At 71.8% G+C, this 14,613-nt stretch carries 14 protein-coding genes and 3 tRNA genes; 12 read left to right on the top strand and 5 right to left on the bottom strand.

Features of this window, described 5'->3' with window-relative positions:
* Positions 1 to 6: 6 nt before the first annotated feature.
* Both OIE53_RS15860 and OIE53_RS15855 read right to left on the bottom strand, forming a co-directional pair.
* Positions 7 to 747, bottom strand: coding sequence for a tyrosine-protein phosphatase (locus OIE53_RS15860; protein WP_327022318.1), 741 nt, complete (start codon positions 745 to 747; stop codon positions 7 to 9).
* 70 nt (positions 748 to 817) lie between these two features.
* Positions 818 to 1,276 carry a PRC-barrel domain-containing protein gene (locus OIE53_RS15855; protein ID WP_327022317.1) on the bottom strand — a complete coding sequence of 153 codons (459 nt, stop codon included), beginning with the start codon at positions 1,274 to 1,276 and terminating at the stop codon, positions 818 to 820.
* A gap of 305 nt (positions 1,277 to 1,581) precedes the next feature.
* Here OIE53_RS15855 and cimA point away from each other — a divergent pair, with 305 nt between their 5' ends.
* Positions 1,582 to 3,159 carry a citramalate synthase gene (cimA, locus tag OIE53_RS15850; protein WP_327022316.1) on the top strand — a complete coding sequence of 526 codons (1,578 nt, stop codon included), beginning with the start codon at positions 1,582 to 1,584 and terminating at the stop codon, positions 3,157 to 3,159.
* Between the two features lie 77 nt (positions 3,160 to 3,236).
* Here the strand turns inward: cimA and OIE53_RS15845 are convergent, their stop codons facing one another.
* Positions 3,237 to 4,223 (bottom strand): endonuclease/exonuclease/phosphatase family protein, encoded by a 987-nt coding sequence (locus OIE53_RS15845; RefSeq protein WP_327022315.1) that lies wholly within the window; start codon positions 4,221 to 4,223, stop codon positions 3,237 to 3,239.
* A 166-nt stretch (positions 4,224 to 4,389) separates the two neighbouring features.
* On the opposite strand from OIE53_RS15845, the gene OIE53_RS15840 reads away from it, so the two are divergent.
* The 7 genes from OIE53_RS15840 (at position 4,390) to OIE53_RS15810 (ending at position 10,454) form a co-directional block, all read left to right on the top strand.
* Positions 4,390 to 5,439, top strand: coding sequence for an AAA family ATPase (locus OIE53_RS15840; RefSeq protein WP_327022314.1), 1,050 nt, complete (start codon positions 4,390 to 4,392; stop codon positions 5,437 to 5,439).
* 20 nt (positions 5,440 to 5,459) lie between these two features.
* Positions 5,460 to 6,446 (top strand): DUF58 domain-containing protein, encoded by a 987-nt coding sequence (locus OIE53_RS15835; protein WP_327022313.1) that lies wholly within the window; start codon positions 5,460 to 5,462, stop codon positions 6,444 to 6,446.
* Entirely contained in the window at positions 6,443 to 7,402 is a 960-nt protein-coding gene (locus tag OIE53_RS15830; RefSeq protein WP_327022312.1) for a VWA domain-containing protein, read from the top strand. The genes OIE53_RS15835 and OIE53_RS15830 overlap by 4 nt, the downstream gene beginning before the upstream one ends.
* Positions 7,403 to 7,479: 77 nt before the next feature.
* Positions 7,480 to 8,325, top strand: coding sequence for a S1C family serine protease (locus OIE53_RS15825; protein ID WP_327022311.1), 846 nt, complete (start codon positions 7,480 to 7,482; stop codon positions 8,323 to 8,325).
* A 110-nt stretch (positions 8,326 to 8,435) separates the two neighbouring features.
* Positions 8,436 to 8,732 carry a hypothetical protein gene (locus tag OIE53_RS15820; RefSeq protein ID WP_327022310.1) on the top strand — a complete coding sequence of 99 codons (297 nt, stop codon included), beginning with the start codon at positions 8,436 to 8,438 and terminating at the stop codon, positions 8,730 to 8,732.
* A gap of 9 nt (positions 8,733 to 8,741) precedes the next feature.
* The gene (gene arfB, locus OIE53_RS15815) at positions 8,742 to 9,167 is read left to right on the top strand and encodes an alternative ribosome rescue aminoacyl-tRNA hydrolase ArfB (protein ID WP_327022309.1); all 426 of its coding nucleotides are present in this window, start codon (positions 8,742 to 8,744) and stop codon (positions 9,165 to 9,167) included.
* 117 nt (positions 9,168 to 9,284) lie between these two features.
* Positions 9,285 to 10,454, top strand: a complete 1,170-nt coding sequence (locus OIE53_RS15810; RefSeq protein WP_327022308.1) for a cellulose binding domain-containing protein — start codon at positions 9,285 to 9,287, stop codon at positions 10,452 to 10,454.
* A gap of 51 nt (positions 10,455 to 10,505) precedes the next feature.
* Here OIE53_RS15810 and OIE53_RS15805 read toward each other — a convergent pair whose 3' ends face one another.
* Entirely contained in the window at positions 10,506 to 11,366 is an 861-nt protein-coding gene (locus tag OIE53_RS15805; RefSeq protein WP_327027235.1) for a 3-methyladenine DNA glycosylase, read from the bottom strand.
* 73 nt (positions 11,367 to 11,439) lie between these two features.
* On the bottom strand, positions 11,440 to 12,777 hold the full coding sequence (locus OIE53_RS15800) for a hypothetical protein (protein ID WP_327022307.1): 1,338 nt from the start codon (positions 12,775 to 12,777) through the stop codon (positions 11,440 to 11,442).
* Between the two features lie 134 nt (positions 12,778 to 12,911).
* Here OIE53_RS15800 and OIE53_RS15795 point away from each other — a divergent pair, with 134 nt between their 5' ends.
* The 4 genes from OIE53_RS15795 to OIE53_RS15780 all read left to right on the top strand — a co-directional run bounded on the left by OIE53_RS15795 (position 12,912) and on the right by OIE53_RS15780 (position 14,506).
* Positions 12,912 to 13,715 (top strand): fumarylacetoacetate hydrolase family protein, encoded by an 804-nt coding sequence (locus OIE53_RS15795; RefSeq protein ID WP_327022306.1) that lies wholly within the window; start codon positions 12,912 to 12,914, stop codon positions 13,713 to 13,715.
* A gap of 95 nt (positions 13,716 to 13,810) precedes the next feature.
* A tRNA-Gln gene (locus tag OIE53_RS15790) sits at positions 13,811 to 13,882 on the top strand.
* Between the two features lie 135 nt (positions 13,883 to 14,017).
* Positions 14,018 to 14,090: transfer RNA gene (locus tag OIE53_RS15785), tRNA-Glu, on the top strand.
* Positions 14,091 to 14,430: 340 nt separating this feature from the next.
* Positions 14,431 to 14,506: transfer RNA gene (locus OIE53_RS15780), tRNA-Glu, on the top strand.
* The last annotated feature ends 107 nt before the right edge of the window (positions 14,507 to 14,613 follow it).

The raw sequence follows: 14,613 nt of genomic DNA, 5'->3' as shown, positions 1-14,613 counted from the left end.
CAGGGCTCAGTCGAGCAGGTGGGTGCGCAGGGCGGCGAGTTGGTCGTCGGTGACCCCGGCGTGCCGCAGGTAGCCGTCGATCGAGCCGTGGCCCTCGCGGATCTCCGCCAGGAAGGTCAGCATCGTCTCCGCCGGTGAGAACACGAACGGGGCGGGAAGTTCCGGCAGGTGGGGGTAGGCGGTGGCGAGCCAGGCGACGAACCGCTGCGAGGCCTCCGTGCTCAGCGCGTAGTCCGCGGCGATCTCGGCATCATCGACACCCAGGGCCGCCAGGGTCAGGCCGCAGACGATGCCGGTGCGGTCCTTGCCGGCCACGCAGTGCACCACCACGGGGGCGTTGGCGCTGTCGGCGATCAGGCCGATGGCCTGGGCCAGCCCGGCGGTCCCGGTCCGGGCCAGGTCGGCGTACCGGTCGGCCAGGTAGCGGGCCAGATCGCTGCCGGGCTGGTACGGCTGCCTGCCCCATTCCTCGTGCTCGGGGTGGATGTGCTGGTAGTCGAGCCCCTCGATTTCGGGGACCCGGCCGTCGCGTTGGACCTCCTGGGGGCGGCGCAGGTCGACGACCGTGCGTACCCCCAGGGCGCGGAAGGCGTCCAGGTCCGCGCCGTCCATCCGGTGCAGGGAGTCGGAGCGGTAGAGCCGCCCGGAGCGCACCGTCCGCCCGTCCAGGCCGCGGTAGCCACCCACGTCCCGGAAGTTGAACATCGCGGTGAAGGGGATCCTGCGCCTGTCGTCGATCGCGTCCATGCGGACACCGTATCGGCCGGTGGGAGGCTTTCCCACCGGCCGATACCGCGGATCAGTACTTCAGGTCGCCTCAGCGAAGGCCGCCGGGCGGGGTGGCGGAGTAGGTGTCGTTGTAGTACCCGCCGAGCTTGTCCCGGTACGCCGGGTCGTTGATCGAGTCGTCGTACTCCGGCGCGGCCTTGATCTGGTCCTTGGTGCGGTCGACGTAGACCTTCTGCTCGTCGTGGTCGACGTGGTTGACCGTCCCGGCCGGCAGCATGACCTTCTTGCCGAAGATCCACGGGCCGGTGTCGACCACCAGGTAGCTGGCGTCGACCTCGCTGCTGTCACTGTCGATCTTGCCGATCGAGCCGTCGCTGGCCTCGACCTTGTAGCCGATCAGGCTGGTGCCGGCGACCCCGGCCTCGTCCCGGTAGCTCCAGGGGCTGAAGGAGCTGGTGGGGGCGCCGGTGGTGACCACGTCCTGGTCGACGGCGCGCAGGGCCGGGTCCGGCGTGGCGTGCGTGTTGTTCGGGTCGAGCCTGTCCATGGGATCTCTCCTGTCTCGACTTGGATCAGTCGTCTCGGAGGTACGTGGTTCGTTGTCCCGAAAACTCCTACCCGGTGCGACTCGTCCTACACCCACCTTCTCCGATGAGACCCAAGTCATCGTCCCGAGATATGGATTCTGCCTCCCAGATCCGCCGCCGAGTGGCAGAGTGCAGAGCGTGACCAGCACCGCCCGCATTATTGGCAACTAGCGCGCCGGCCTTCCCCTCCGCCGAGCGCGCAGACCTCCCGCAGCCGCGGGGGGTCTTTTTGTTGCGCCGGCCGGTGCCATACGAAGGGATCACCATGACGTTCCAGGTCTACGACACCACCCTCCGCGACGGTGCCCAGCGCGAGGGGGTCAGCTACTCCGTGGTCGACAAGCTCGCGGTGGCTCGACTGCTCGACGAGTTCGGCGTCGGGTTCATCGAGGGTGGCTGGCCGGGAGCGGTGCCCAAGGACACCGAGTTCTTCCGTCGGGCGCGTACCGAGCTGGAGCTGCGGCACGCCGTGCTGGTCGCCTTCGGCGCCACCCGCCGGGCCGGTGCGGTGGCCGCCGACGACCCGCAGGTGCGCGGCCTGCTGGAGGCGCAGACCCCGGCGATCGCCCTGGTCGCCAAGGCCGACCTGCGGCATGTCGAGCGGGCCCTGCGGACCACCGCCAAGGAGAACCTGGCGATGATCCACGACACGGTCACCCACCTGGTCGCCGAGGGCCGTCGGGTCTTCGTCGACGGGGAGCACTTCTACGACGGCTACCGCCACGATCCGGCGTACACCGCCTCCGTGGTGGAGACCGCCCTGGCCGCGGGCGCCGAGCGGTTCGTGCTCTGCGACACCAACGGCGGCATGCTGCCCTCGCAGGTCACCGCGGCCATCACCGACCTGACCGACCGCATCGGGGTGGCCCCCGAACTGCTCGGCATGCACGCCCAGAACGACACCGCCTGCGCGGTGGCCAACACCATCGCCGCCGTCGAGGCCGGGGTCCGCCACGTGCAGGGCACCGCCAACGGGTACGGCGAGCGGCCGGGCAACGCCGACATCTTCGCGGTCGTCGCGAACCTTCAACTCAAGCTCGGGCTGCCGGTCCTACCGGAGGGCTGCCTGGAGCAGATGGTGCGGGTCTCCCACGCCATCGCCGAGATCGCAAACATCGCCCCCGACACCCACCAGGCGTATGCAGGGGCCGCAGCCTTCGCTCACAAGGCGGGACTGCACGCGAGTGCGATCAAGGTGGATCCGCTGCTGTACAACCACATCGAACCCGAGGTGGTCGGCAACGACATGCGGATCCTGGTCACCGAGATGGCCGGCCGGGCCAGCATCGAGCTCAAGAGTCGTGAGCTCGGGCTGGATCTGGCCGGCCATCCGGAGGCCCTGTCCCGGGTCACCAACCGGGTCAAGGAACTGGAGGCCGGCGGCTGGTCCTTCGAGGCCGCGGACGCTTCCTTCGAGCTGCTGGTGCGCTCCGAGTTGCCGGGCGCCGCGGCGGTGCAGCCCTTCAACCTGGAGTCGTACCGGGTGCTGGTCGAGCACCGGGAGGACGGCGCGGTGGTCTCCGAGGCGACCGTGAAGATCCGGGTGGGCGGCGAACGGGTGATCGCCACGGCCGAGGGCAACGGCCCGGTCAACGCCCTGGACGAGGCGCTGCGGGTCGGTCTGGGCCGGCACTACCCGCAACTGCGGGACTTCGAGCTGGCCGACTACAAGGTGCGCATCCTGGAGGGCAGCCACGGCACCGGAGCGGTGACCCGGGTGCTGGTCGAGACCGCGAACGGCCGTGGCGGCGGCTGGACCACGGTGGGTGTGCACCCCAACGTGGTCGAGGCGAGCTGGCACGCCCTGGTCGACGCCCTGACCTACGGCCTGGGCCGGGGGTAAGGAAGGGCCCCTGCTTAACGCCTGCGGTAGAGGAAGGGCCCCCTGTTAACGCCAACCCGTGAGCCGTGCCGGCTGGCTCAGCCGGTGTCGGCTGCGGGCAGGCGCAGTTCGGCCAGCACCATGCGGTGGTCACTGCCCGGCAGTGGCCGGACGGTCGCATCGTGTACCGCGATGCGACGGTCGACGAGCACGTGGTCGATCGTTACCGGGGGGATCAGGCTGCCGTCGTACGGGCCCCAGGTGCCGGTGAGCCCGGCGCCGACCGCCGCGGCGGCGTCGACATAGCCGGTATCCAGCAGGGCCCGCAGCGGCCCGTGGTCGAGGGTGGCGTTGAAGTCTCCGGCGAGGATGCTCAGCGCCCCCTCCGGGGTGGCCGCCGGCTGGGCCGCCAGGTCGTCGCGCCAGAAGCCCGTCTGATCCAGGGCGTACGGCGCGGAGGGGTGGGCGGACTCGACGCGTACCTCCTGGGCGCCCGGTACGGCCACGGTCGCGTACGCCTGGGTGAAGCCCCAGCCACCGCGCAGGGTCCGGAGGCCGGCGTCGCGGATCGGGTGGCGGGCGTACAGGCCCGAGCCCGGGGTGCCGACCACCGGGTTGAGGTGGCGGTACGGCAGCAGCCGGTCCAGGCCCAGCCGATCCAGTTCGACCTGGGCCGAGGGGGTGAACTCCTGCACCACGAGCACGTCGACCCGCTCGGTGCGGACCAGTTCGACCACCGTCGCCGGGTCGGCGGCACCGGCCAGCAGGTTGGCGGTGAGCAGCCGTACCGTCGGCCCGTTCACCTGCGGTTGGGGCGAGGGCAGGGCCCGGGGCACCACCACGGCGACCAGGGCCACCGTGGTCAGCGCCGCGACCACGGCCGGCCAGCGGCGCCGTAGGGCGAGCGCGAGCAGCAGCGGCACCAGGCTGCCGAGCGCCGCGTACGGGGTGAACGCCAGCAACTGCACCAGGGGCCCGCGGTCCAGGCCCAGCAGTCGGGCCAGTACCCAGCCGAGGCCCGGTACGACGGCCAGCCAGCAGATCGCGGTGCCGAGCCGGGGGAGTCTCGCGGTGACGATCTGCACATCTGGAGGCTACGGGTGCCCCGCCCGCATCCGGTTGCTGACCGGCCGGGCGGCTCTGGGCGGTCCGGCACCCTCCAGGGTCGTAACGCCGCCGCCGCGCGGTCTGGGTGCCCCACGGCCGTAAATTCCGACGTTTGTCCGACGGCCGTCGCGGGAAGCAAGCACCGTGACGGACATCTCGGACACCCTGTCCAGCCTGCCCACCCCGGCCGATCAGGACGCGACCGCGGCCGAGCTGCACCAGACCCTCAACGAGGTCAGACGGGTGATCGTCGGGCAGGATCAGCTCGTCGAACGCCTGCTCACCGCCCTGCTGGCGGACGGGCACTGCCTGTTGGAAGGCGTACCAGGGGTGGCCAAGACCCTGGCCGCACAGACCCTGGCCACAGTGGTCGGTGGCACCTTCTCCCGGATCCAGTTCACCCCCGACCTGGTGCCCTCGGACATCGTCGGCACCCGCATCTACCGGGCCTCCAAGGAGAGCTTCGACGTCGAACTGGGCCCGATCATGGCCAACCTGGTGCTGGCCGACGAGATCAACCGGGCTCCGGCGAAGGTGCAGTCCGCCCTGCTGGAGGCGATGGCCGAGCGGCAGGTCTCGATCGGTGGGCGCAGCTACCCGGTGCCGGAGCCCTTCCTGGTCCTGGCCACCCAGAACCCGATCGAGTCCGAGGGGGTCTACCAGTTGCCGGAGGCCCAACGGGACCGCTTCCTCATGAAGATCGTCGTCGACTATCCGGACGACGCCGACGAACTGGCGATCCTCTACCGGATGAGCGCCGAGCGCCCCCGGGCCCACCGGGTGCTGCGACCGGACCGGCTGCGGGAGTTCCAGCTCCACGCCCGGCAGGTCTTCGTCCACCACGCCATCGCCGAGTACGTCGTCCGACTCATCCTGGCCACCCGTGACCCGGCCCGGTACGGGATGCCGGACCTGGCCCCCCTGCTCGCGTACGGTGCCAGTCCTCGCGCCACCCTGGGGATGGTCGCCGCCGCCCGGGCCCAGGCCCTGCTGCGCGGCCGGGAGTACGTGCTGCCGGAGGACGTCCGGGAACTCGCCGTGGACGTGCTGGCCCACCGGCTGGTGCTCTCCTTCGACGCGGTCGCCGACGGGGTGAGCGCCGAATCGGTGGTACGCCGACTGGTCGAGGTGGTGCCGCTGCCCCGGGTGGTCAACGGCCAACCGGAGTACGCCGCCGATCTGGCGGCCGCGTGATGAGAGGTGGCCGGGTCCCGGTGCCGGCGGACCCGGTGCTCACCGAGCTGACCCCCGACCAGCGGCTGCGCCGGCTGGAACTGACCGTCACCCGGCGCCTGGACGGTCTGTTGCACGGCGAGCATCGGGGTCTGCTGCCCGGACCGGGCAGCGAACCCGCCGGCAGCCGCGAGTACCGGCCCGGCGAGGACGAGGTACGCCGGATGGACTGGGCGGTCACGGCCCGGACCACCGTGCCGCACGTCCGGGAGGTCGACGCCGACCGGGAACTGACCACCTGGCTGCTGGTCGACGCCAGCCCCAGCATGGAGTACGGCACCGCAGAACTGGACAAGCGGGAACTGGCCGTGGCGGCGGTGGCCGCCATCGGCTTCCTCACCGCCGGCAGCGGCAACCGCCTGGGGGCGCAGGTGCTCACCCCGTACGGGCTGCATCGGGTGCCCGCGCGGGGTGGACGCAGCCATCTGGTCGGCCTGATGCGCGGCCTGCTGGCCGCCCCCCGGCAGGGGGTCAACCCGCCGGCCCGCCCGCCCGGCGAGGAGGTCGACCTGGCCGCCGGGCTGGCCGCGGTGCACCGGACGGCCAACCGGCGGGGTCTGGTGGTGGTGATCTCGGACTTCCTGGACGGCTTGCCGGACGACCCACGGTCACCGGCCGACTGGGAACGCCCGCTGCGCCGGTTGGGCGTGCGGCATCAGGTGCTGGCGGTGGAGGTGGTCGATCCGCGCGAACTGGAACTGCCGGACGTCGGACTGATCACCCTCACCGATCCGGAGACCGGCGCACGCCGCGAGGTCTGGACCGGCGACCCCGGCCTGCGGAAGCGGTACGCGGCCGCCGCCGCGGCCCAGCGGGACCAACTCCGCCAGGCCCTGCGCCGGGCCGGGGCGGCCCACCTGGCGTTGCGTACCGACCGGGACTGGGCCACCGACATCGTGCGGCATGTGCACGCCCAGCGTCGGTTGGCCCTGGCACCGGCCGCGCCGAGGCGGGGAGGTGTCGCATGATCTGGGAGTCACCCATCCGGCTCTGGTTGCTGCTCGGGGTGGCCGCGCTGGCGCTGGCCTACCTGGTGGCGCAGCGCCGCCGCAGCCGGTACGCCGTCCGGTTCACCAACCTGCGTCTGCTGGACCGGGTGGCCCCCCAGCGCCCGACCTGGCGTCGGCACCTGCCGGCCGGTCTCTTCCTGGCCATGCTGGCGTTGCTGGTGGTCGGCTTCGCCCGGCCGACGGCGGAGGTTCGGGTGCCCCGGGAACGGGCCACCGTGATGGTCGCGGTGGACGTCTCCACCTCGATGCTCGCCACCGATGTGGACCCGGATCGGCTCAGCGCCGCCAAGAGCGCCGCCCGGGAGTTCGTCGACGGACTGCCCAGGGAGTTCAACGTCGGGCTGGTGGCCTTCGCCGGCAGCGCCGCCGTGCTGGTGCCGCCGGGCACCGACCGGGAGGCGTTGGACGAGGGGATCCAACGCCTGGCGGAGGGGATCACCGGGGTGCAGGGCACCGCCATCGGCGAGGCGATCAGCACCTCCCTGGGCGCGGTCCGGGCCCTGGACGAACAGGCCACCACCGAACCGCCCCCGGCCCGGATCATCGTGCTCTCCGACGGGGCCAACACCTCCGGCATGGATCCGATGGAGGCCGCCGCGGAGGCGGTGGCCGTGGAGGTGCCGGTGCACACGATCTCCTTCGGTACCCCGGGCGGCTTCGTGGATCGGGGCGGGCGACCCATCCAGGTGCCGGTGGACGGGGAGACCCTGCAGGCCGTGGCCGAGCAGACCGGCGGGGCCTTCCACCAGGCCGACACCAGCGACGAGTTGCGTGCCGTCTACGACGACATCGGCAGTTCGGTGGGGTGGCGCAAGGAGCGGCAGGACATCTCGGCCCGGTTCATCGGGCTCGGCCTGGTGTTCGCGATGGGGGCGGCGTTCGGCTCCATGCGCTGGTTCTCCCGCCTGCCCTGATCGCGTACCGGCCGGTCCGACCCCGGCCCGGCCCGACCTCCGCACCAGCTGCGGGCGCACATGTGAGGAGCGTACGAATGGCAGTGCAGACCGGACTGGGTGAGCCCCGTGGGCCCTGGTTCGTCTCGCCGGAGCTCGACCCGCACGGTCGGGACGGGACGGGGCAGACTGCCCGGATGCGCGACGAGGCGGGGTGGGGTTGGCGTCGTCGACTGCTGGGCGGGCTGGCGGTGCTGGCCCTGTCGACCGGCTCGGGGGCGGTGGCCGGTGGCTGGGTGGCCAGTCGGGGGATTCCCGAACCGGCGGCGGCCTCGGCCGCGCCGGTGCCCGCCGAGCTGGTGACCGCCGCCGAGAAGACCGTGCCCGGGGTGGTCTCCGTGCTGGTGGGTGGGGCCACCGGGTCCGGCTTCGCGGTCGACTCCGAGCAGCACATCATCACCAACGACCACATCCTGGCCAAGGGCCGGGGTGGCCCGGTGACGGTGGAGTTGCCCGACGGCCGCCGGTTCGGCGCCCAGGTGGTCGGCCGGGAACCCGGCAGCGATCTGGCGGTGTTGAAGGTGCCGGGGTCCGCCGGGCTGGCCTCGCTGCCACTGGCCAAGCCGGGCTCGACCCGGGTGGGGGAACCGGTGCTGGCGGTCGGGTCCCCGCTGGGGCTGTCCGGCACGGTCACCGCCGGCATCGTCAGCGCCCTGGACCGGCAGGTGCGCCTCGGGGACAACCGGCACCGGGCGGTGCAGACCGACGCCTCGATCAACCCGGGCAACTCCGGCGGACCGTTGGTCAACGCCCGGGGGGAGGTGGTCGGGGTGAACACCGCGATCGCCACCATCGACGGTAACGGCTCGATCGGCATCGGCTTCGCCATCCCCATCGAGCAGGTGCAGCAGACCGCGGACACGATCATCGGCAAGGGCGGCTGATATCACCGAGAGCGACTGTCCGATTACGGAAGCATGGGGGGATCTGTCGGATTCTGGCGATCAAAGATCGGAGAATGGAAATATCACGCTGAGTATGCATACTCACGGTTGTGGAGCGTCCTCTCATCGCGGTCCTCCTGCTGGTGGGCCTCATCATCGGAACCGGCGTGGGGTCCTCGTACGCCCGCGCTCGACGGGGCTGGACCGACTACCAGACCGCCAAGAAGACCGTGCCGGGTGCCCGTCGTGGCGCCTGGCTCCTGATCAAGGTGGCCACCACGAAGATCGGGGTGATCCTCCTGCTGCTGATCGGGGCGGTCGCCTATGCCGCGACCGGGGGAGACGACGACTCGGAGCCGGCCTCGCCGAACCCGAGCAGTTCTCCCGAAGCGTCCCCGGGGCGCTAGCCTCAGGGCGTGGACGGCGGACTGCGGGTTACCGATCGGTGGGTCGTGCCCGCTGCCGAGCTGCGGGAGCGGTTCTCCCGTTCCTCCGGGCCGGGCGGGCAGGGGGTCAACACCACGGACTCCCGGGTGGAGCTGAGCTTCGACCTGGCCGCCTCACCCAGCCTGCCGGAGTCGCTGCGGGTGCGGGCGCTGGACCGACTCGCCGGACGGCTGGTCGACGGGGTGCTGACCATCGCCGCCAGCGAACACCGGGCCCAGTTGGCCAACCGGGAGGCGGCCCGGGAGCGGTTGGCCGCCCTGCTGCGCGAGGCGGTCGCCCCGCCACCGGCGCCGCGTCGGCCCACCAAGCCCTCCCGCGGGGCCAAGGAGCGGCGGCTGGCCGACAAGAAGCGCCGTTCCCAGCGCAAGCGCGACCGTCGGGTGGACGGCGACTAGCCGGGTCGACTCCAGGAGAGCCCGGACATTGATGATTTTCATCTTTGTTGGTTGAATGCGCGCGGGAGCATTCGGGCCGTCACACGAACTTCGACACGTGACAGGAGTCCCTCCACCATGCTCCGTAGGCCTCTGCGCAACGCTGCCGCCGGGTTCGCGGCCGTCCTCCTGGCGATCACCGCCTGGTCCGCGCCATCGACCCCACCAGCCGACCCCCTCCAGTCCGCCTCCCCGGTCGCCGCCTCGGCGCCCCTCGCCTCGGCGCCCCTCGCCTCGGCGGCGCTTGCCGATCCGGTACGCATCATGCCGCTCGGCGACTCGATCACCGGTTCACCGGGCTGTTGGCGGGCACTGCTCTGGAACCGCCTCCAGTCCGCCGGGCACTCCGCCATCGACTTCGTCGGCACCCTCGGCCCGCAGGGCTGCGGCCAGCCCTACGACGGGGACAACGAGGGCCACGGCGGCTACCTGGCCACCAATGTGGCCAACCAGAACCTGCTCCCGGGCTGGCTGTCGGCCACCCGGCCGGACATCGTGCTGATGCACTTCGGCACCAACGACGTGTGGAGCAACATCGCCCCGACCACCATCCTGGCCGCCTACAGCAGGCTGGTGGACCAGATGCGGGCCAGCAACCCCGCCATGCGCATCCTGGTAGCGAAGATCATTCCGATGGCCCCGAGCAGTTGCCCGGAGTGCGGGCAGCGGACCGTGGCCCTGAACAACGCCATCGACGGTTGGGCGGCGGGCAAGACCACCAGCCAGTCGCCGATCGTCGTGGTGGACCAGTGGACCGGCTTCAACACCGCCACGGACACCTACGACGGGGTGCACCCCAACGCCGCCGGCGACCAGAAGATGTCCGACCGCTGGTACCCCGCCCTGGTGTCCGCCCTGACCGGCATCCCGACCCCCACCCCGACGCCCACTCCCACTCCCACTCCCACTCCCACGGTCACCGCGACCCCGACCCCGCCGCCGCCGGGAGGTTGCGTGGCCGGCTACCGGCTGGCCGGTAGCTGGCAGGGCGGGTTCCAGGCGGAGGTGACCGTACGCAACGACGGTGCGACCGCACTCGCCGGCTGGGTGGTACGACTCGACTTCGCCGACGGGCAGCGGGTCACCCAGGCCTGGAGCGCCGAGGTGACCCAGACCGGCTCGGTGGTCACCGCCCGAAACGCCGGCTGGAACGGCACCCTGGCGCCCGGCGCCCAGACCACCTTCGGGTTCCTGGCCTCCGCCGGCGGCACCAACACCGCGCCGACGGCACACTGTTCCCGCTCGTGACCACGGCTGCGGGGCCACCGGTCGGTGGTCCCGCAGCCCTCTGCCCGCTGGTCAGGCCGGCGCCGGTTGCTCCACTGTGGCCAGCAGGGTGGTGCAGACCTCGATCAACCGGGCCCGGAGCAGCCCGGAACGCTGGGCGAACTCCCGTTGCCGGGTCACGTACTCGGCCTTGCCCTCCGGGGTCTCGATGGCCACCGCCGGCTGCCCGTAGGAGGAGAGGTCGTACGGGGAGGCCTGCATGTCCAGCAGCCGGATGTCCCGGGCCAACTCGAAGCAGTCCAGGGCCAGTTCGCCGGGGACGGCCGGGCCCAGCTTGGTGGCCCACTTGTGGCAGTCCATCGCGGCGTGCAGGCAGCCCGGCTGGTCCAGGTCCACCTGGCTGGCCCGGGTGGGACGCAGCCGGTTGAGGTCGACGGCCTCCGGGGTGAAGAACCGGTACGCGTCGAAGTGCGAGCACCTGATCTGGTGCGCCTCGACCACCGCGTCGGTGCCCTCCTGCCCCAGCCGCAGGGGCAGGGGGTGCCGATGCTCGCGCTGGCGGTAGACCATCGCCCACTCGTGCAACCCGAAACAGCCCGTGAAGGCCGGGCGGGTGGCGATCGAGGAGAGCAGCCGCCAGATGAAAAGTACCGATTCGGCCCGGTCGGCGAGGAACGCCGCCGCGTCGAAGCCGACCCGGCCCTCGGAGTCGGTCGCGTACCACCGCCACTGCCCGTTCGGTGCCGGGCCCTGCGGCCCGGGTTCCAGCCGGACCCCCACCCCGGGATGCCAACGGCGCAGCATCGAGGGCCGGGTGCCGTAGTACTCGTAGAGGAAGTCGTCGATCGCGTGACGTTGCCGGGCCGCCCGGCGCCGGCGATGTGCGGCCGTCAGGGCGTCGGCCCGCTCCTCGTGGGCCCGGGCGCGCGGCATCCACACGGCAGCCGGCAGGCTGTCGAAGCTGGGGTGGGCGGCGGTCACCGTCCAAGGGTACGACCGCCGCTGATCAGGGCACGTCCACCCGTACCCCGGAGGAGAAGACCCCGCTGCGAAGCTCCAACTGCTGCGGTGCCTCCCCGCCGTTGACGGTGAAGACCAGCGGCAGCACCATGCGGCTGCCCGCGGCCATCGGCTCGGCGAAGACGTCCCGGCCCTGGTTGACCCGGCGGGTGGCCTGCTCGTCGGTGGTCACCCAGTTGCCGTTCGCCAGGTACGCCCGTTGCAGCTTGCCGTGCCAGCTGTGGTGCTCCCGGGTCAGGTTCCGGACCCCGACGGTGGCCTGGCACTGCCGGGCGCCCTGCCCCGGATCGCAGTTCATCCGGTAGACGGTGAACTCGAAGGCGTCCTCCCGCAGGGGTATCCCCAGGCCACCGGTGACCCCGGTGCCCTTCCAGGCCCCGTTGGTCGGCTGGCTGTCGGTGTCGATCGCGGCCACCCGGCGGGTGGCGGTCCACGCCGCTATGCCCAGGGTGGCCGCCAGCACGGTCGCGGCCACCGGGACGATCACCCACACCGGCGGGGTACGCCGACGGGTGGGCGGCCGAGGTGCGGCCGGTCGGGGATAGATCCGCCCGGGCCCCTCCGAGGCCAGCGCCGCCGCGGCCGGGGGCCGGCGCCGCCGCCAGGTGGCGAAGCCCAGGCCGGCGAGGACCAGCAGCACGGCCACCCCGGCCAGCAGGGCGGGTGCCTGGTCACGCCACCCCGGGGACTCCTGGGCGCGCGCCTCGGTGGCACCCGGGGCCGTCCAGGTGGCGGTCGCGCAGTCGTACGGCCGGCGGCCGTCCACCGCGAAAGCGCAGGCCGGAGCGGTCACCGGCTGCTGCGCCGCCGTACCGCTCAGGGTGGTGTCCAGCTTGGTGGTGCTGCGCGGGGACAACCTCAGCCGCCAGGTCACCTCCGTGGCCGTGGACCCCCCGGGACGTACCTCCCGACCGCCGTCGCTGATCGCGGTCGCCGAGACCCCCTGGGGCAGTTCCTGGCGCACGGTGGTCTCCACCGGGGTGTTGCCGGCGTTGCGGACCTCGATGCGGTAGCTCGGCTGGGTGGTGCTGGCCGGAGCGACCTGCACGCTGACCTTCGGCGCCGGAGCGGGCGAGGCCAGCCGGGTCGGAGTGGGCACGGCCGGTGGTGCCGAGGGCATCGTCGGCTCCGCCGTGGCCACCGCCGCCGGACGCCCGGCCGCTGCGACCGCCGGACGTTCGGCCGCCGAGACTGCCGGCGGACGTTCGGCCGCCGCGGGCTCTGCCGCGGTGAACGCCGGTAGCGCCGGCACCGCGGCGGTGAGAAACCCCACGCAGTGCACGATCGCCGCCAGGGCCTTGTGGTGTCGTGTCGATGCAGGCATACGAACGAACCTCCGCAGCCGACGCTAGGTCGACGGCGTCGTCGGCCGGGTACGAAGCGGCGAATCCGGCACCGAGGGTGATCGTCAGGGGTAAGCTGCCGCACCCGGTCCACGGGCGGGGCTAGATTGTCCTGGTGCGTATCGCTCGTTTCGCTCATGCCAAGGGAATGTCGTTCGGAGTCGTCGAGGGGGAGCCGGGGACGGGCCCGCAGGGGCTGACCATCGCCGAGATCTCGGGACATCCGTTCGGCCAGATAACTTTCAGCGGCGCCCGTTGGGCGCTGTCCGACGTCCGCCTGCTCTCGCCGATCCTGCCCAGCAAGGTGGTCTGCGTCGGCCGTAACTACGCCGAGCACGCCGCCGAGCACGGCAGCGAGGTGCCCAGCGAGCCGCTGCTGTTCCTCAAGCCCTCCACCTCCGTCATCGGCCCTCGGGACGCCATCCGGCTGCCCGAGTTCAGCAAGCAGGTGGAGCACGAGGCCGAGCTGGCCGTGGTGATCGGTGCCCCGGGGGCGCGCCGCGCCGACCGGGCCGCGGCGCAGCGGGCCATCTTCGGCTACACCTGCGCCAACGATGTCACCGCCCGGGACCTGCAACGCTCCGACAACCAGTGGACCCGGGCCAAGGGGTTCGACTCCTTCTGCCCGATCGGCCCCTGGATCACCACCGGCCTGGACATCAGTGACCTGGAGATCCGGTGCGAGGTGGGACGGGACCCGGAGGAGATGGAGGTCCGCCAACTGGGCCGGACCCGGGACATGGTCTTCGACGTGCCCGCCCTGGTGTCGTACATCTCGCATGTGATGACCCTGTTGCCGGGCGACGTCGTGCTGACCGGCACCCCGGCGGGGGTTAGCCCGCTCGTGGACGGGGATACGGTCACCGTCCGGATCGAGGGGATCGGCGACCTGACCAACCCGGTGGTATCCGCCACCTGAGCCTGTTTCCGCAGGTCAGAGGTGGGTTGGGGAAGTCGATTTGGCCTGCCGGTGCCGGGAGGGTAAGGTTTGATCCCGGCGCCGCAAGGGGCTGATGGGGTATGGGGTAATTGGCAGCCCAACTGATTCTGGTTCAGTTAGTCTAGGTTCGAGTCCTGGTACCCCAGCGCATCCGAGGTTCGCGAGAACCGAGGTCGCTGGATTCTGGTGGGTTCAGCATCAAGGTTCCGCCACGGAACATTGATCGCTAGGTCTGGTAGAGTTCGGCGACACCACCGAAAGGTGGTGTCGCATTGTGTTCTGGCCCCGTCGTCTAGCGGCCCAGGACGCCGCCCTCTCAAGGCGGTAGCGCCGGTTCGAATCCGGTCGGGGCTACAGATAGGTTCACGGCTCGTCCCTCCAGGGGCGGGCCGTTCGCCGTTTTCCTGCTCAGTGTCCCCTTCACCCCGCCCGGCCAGTGCCCGCTGCGGCGCACAGCGCCTCTCCGGTTCAGCCGGACCGACGCCCGCCGGCCCGGCGCAGCAACCCCTGCCAGCCCGGCGCGCAGTTGCTCTGACCCGCCCCCGCGTTCGAGCATTCGACCAGCTAGGAGGCGCCGCCAGGGTTCGGCGCGCCGACGGTGCACCAAGCCCACCCACCCCGCTGATACGGCGCTGGAGATCGCCGCTAGACTACTGCCGCACCGCTGGAAACGGCGGTGAACCAGGGAAGTTCTGGCCCCGTCGTCTAGCGGCCCAGGACGCCGCCCTCTCAAGGCGGTAGCGCCGGTTCGAATCCGGTCGGGGCTACCAACCGAAAGCCCGCCTCCTCGAGGCGGGCTTTCCCCTTCCCCCACCCCACCCCTGCTCCGTCCCAGCCCCACCCCAGCCCCGTCCCAACCCCGTTGATCATGAGGTTG

The sequence above is a fragment of the Micromonospora sp. NBC_01739 genome, assembly GCF_035920385.1.
GTDB lineage: Bacteria > Actinomycetota > Actinomycetes > Mycobacteriales > Micromonosporaceae > Micromonospora.
The sequence above is the reverse complement of the archived record's forward strand: the minus strand, read 5'-3'. Positions and strand labels throughout refer to the sequence as shown.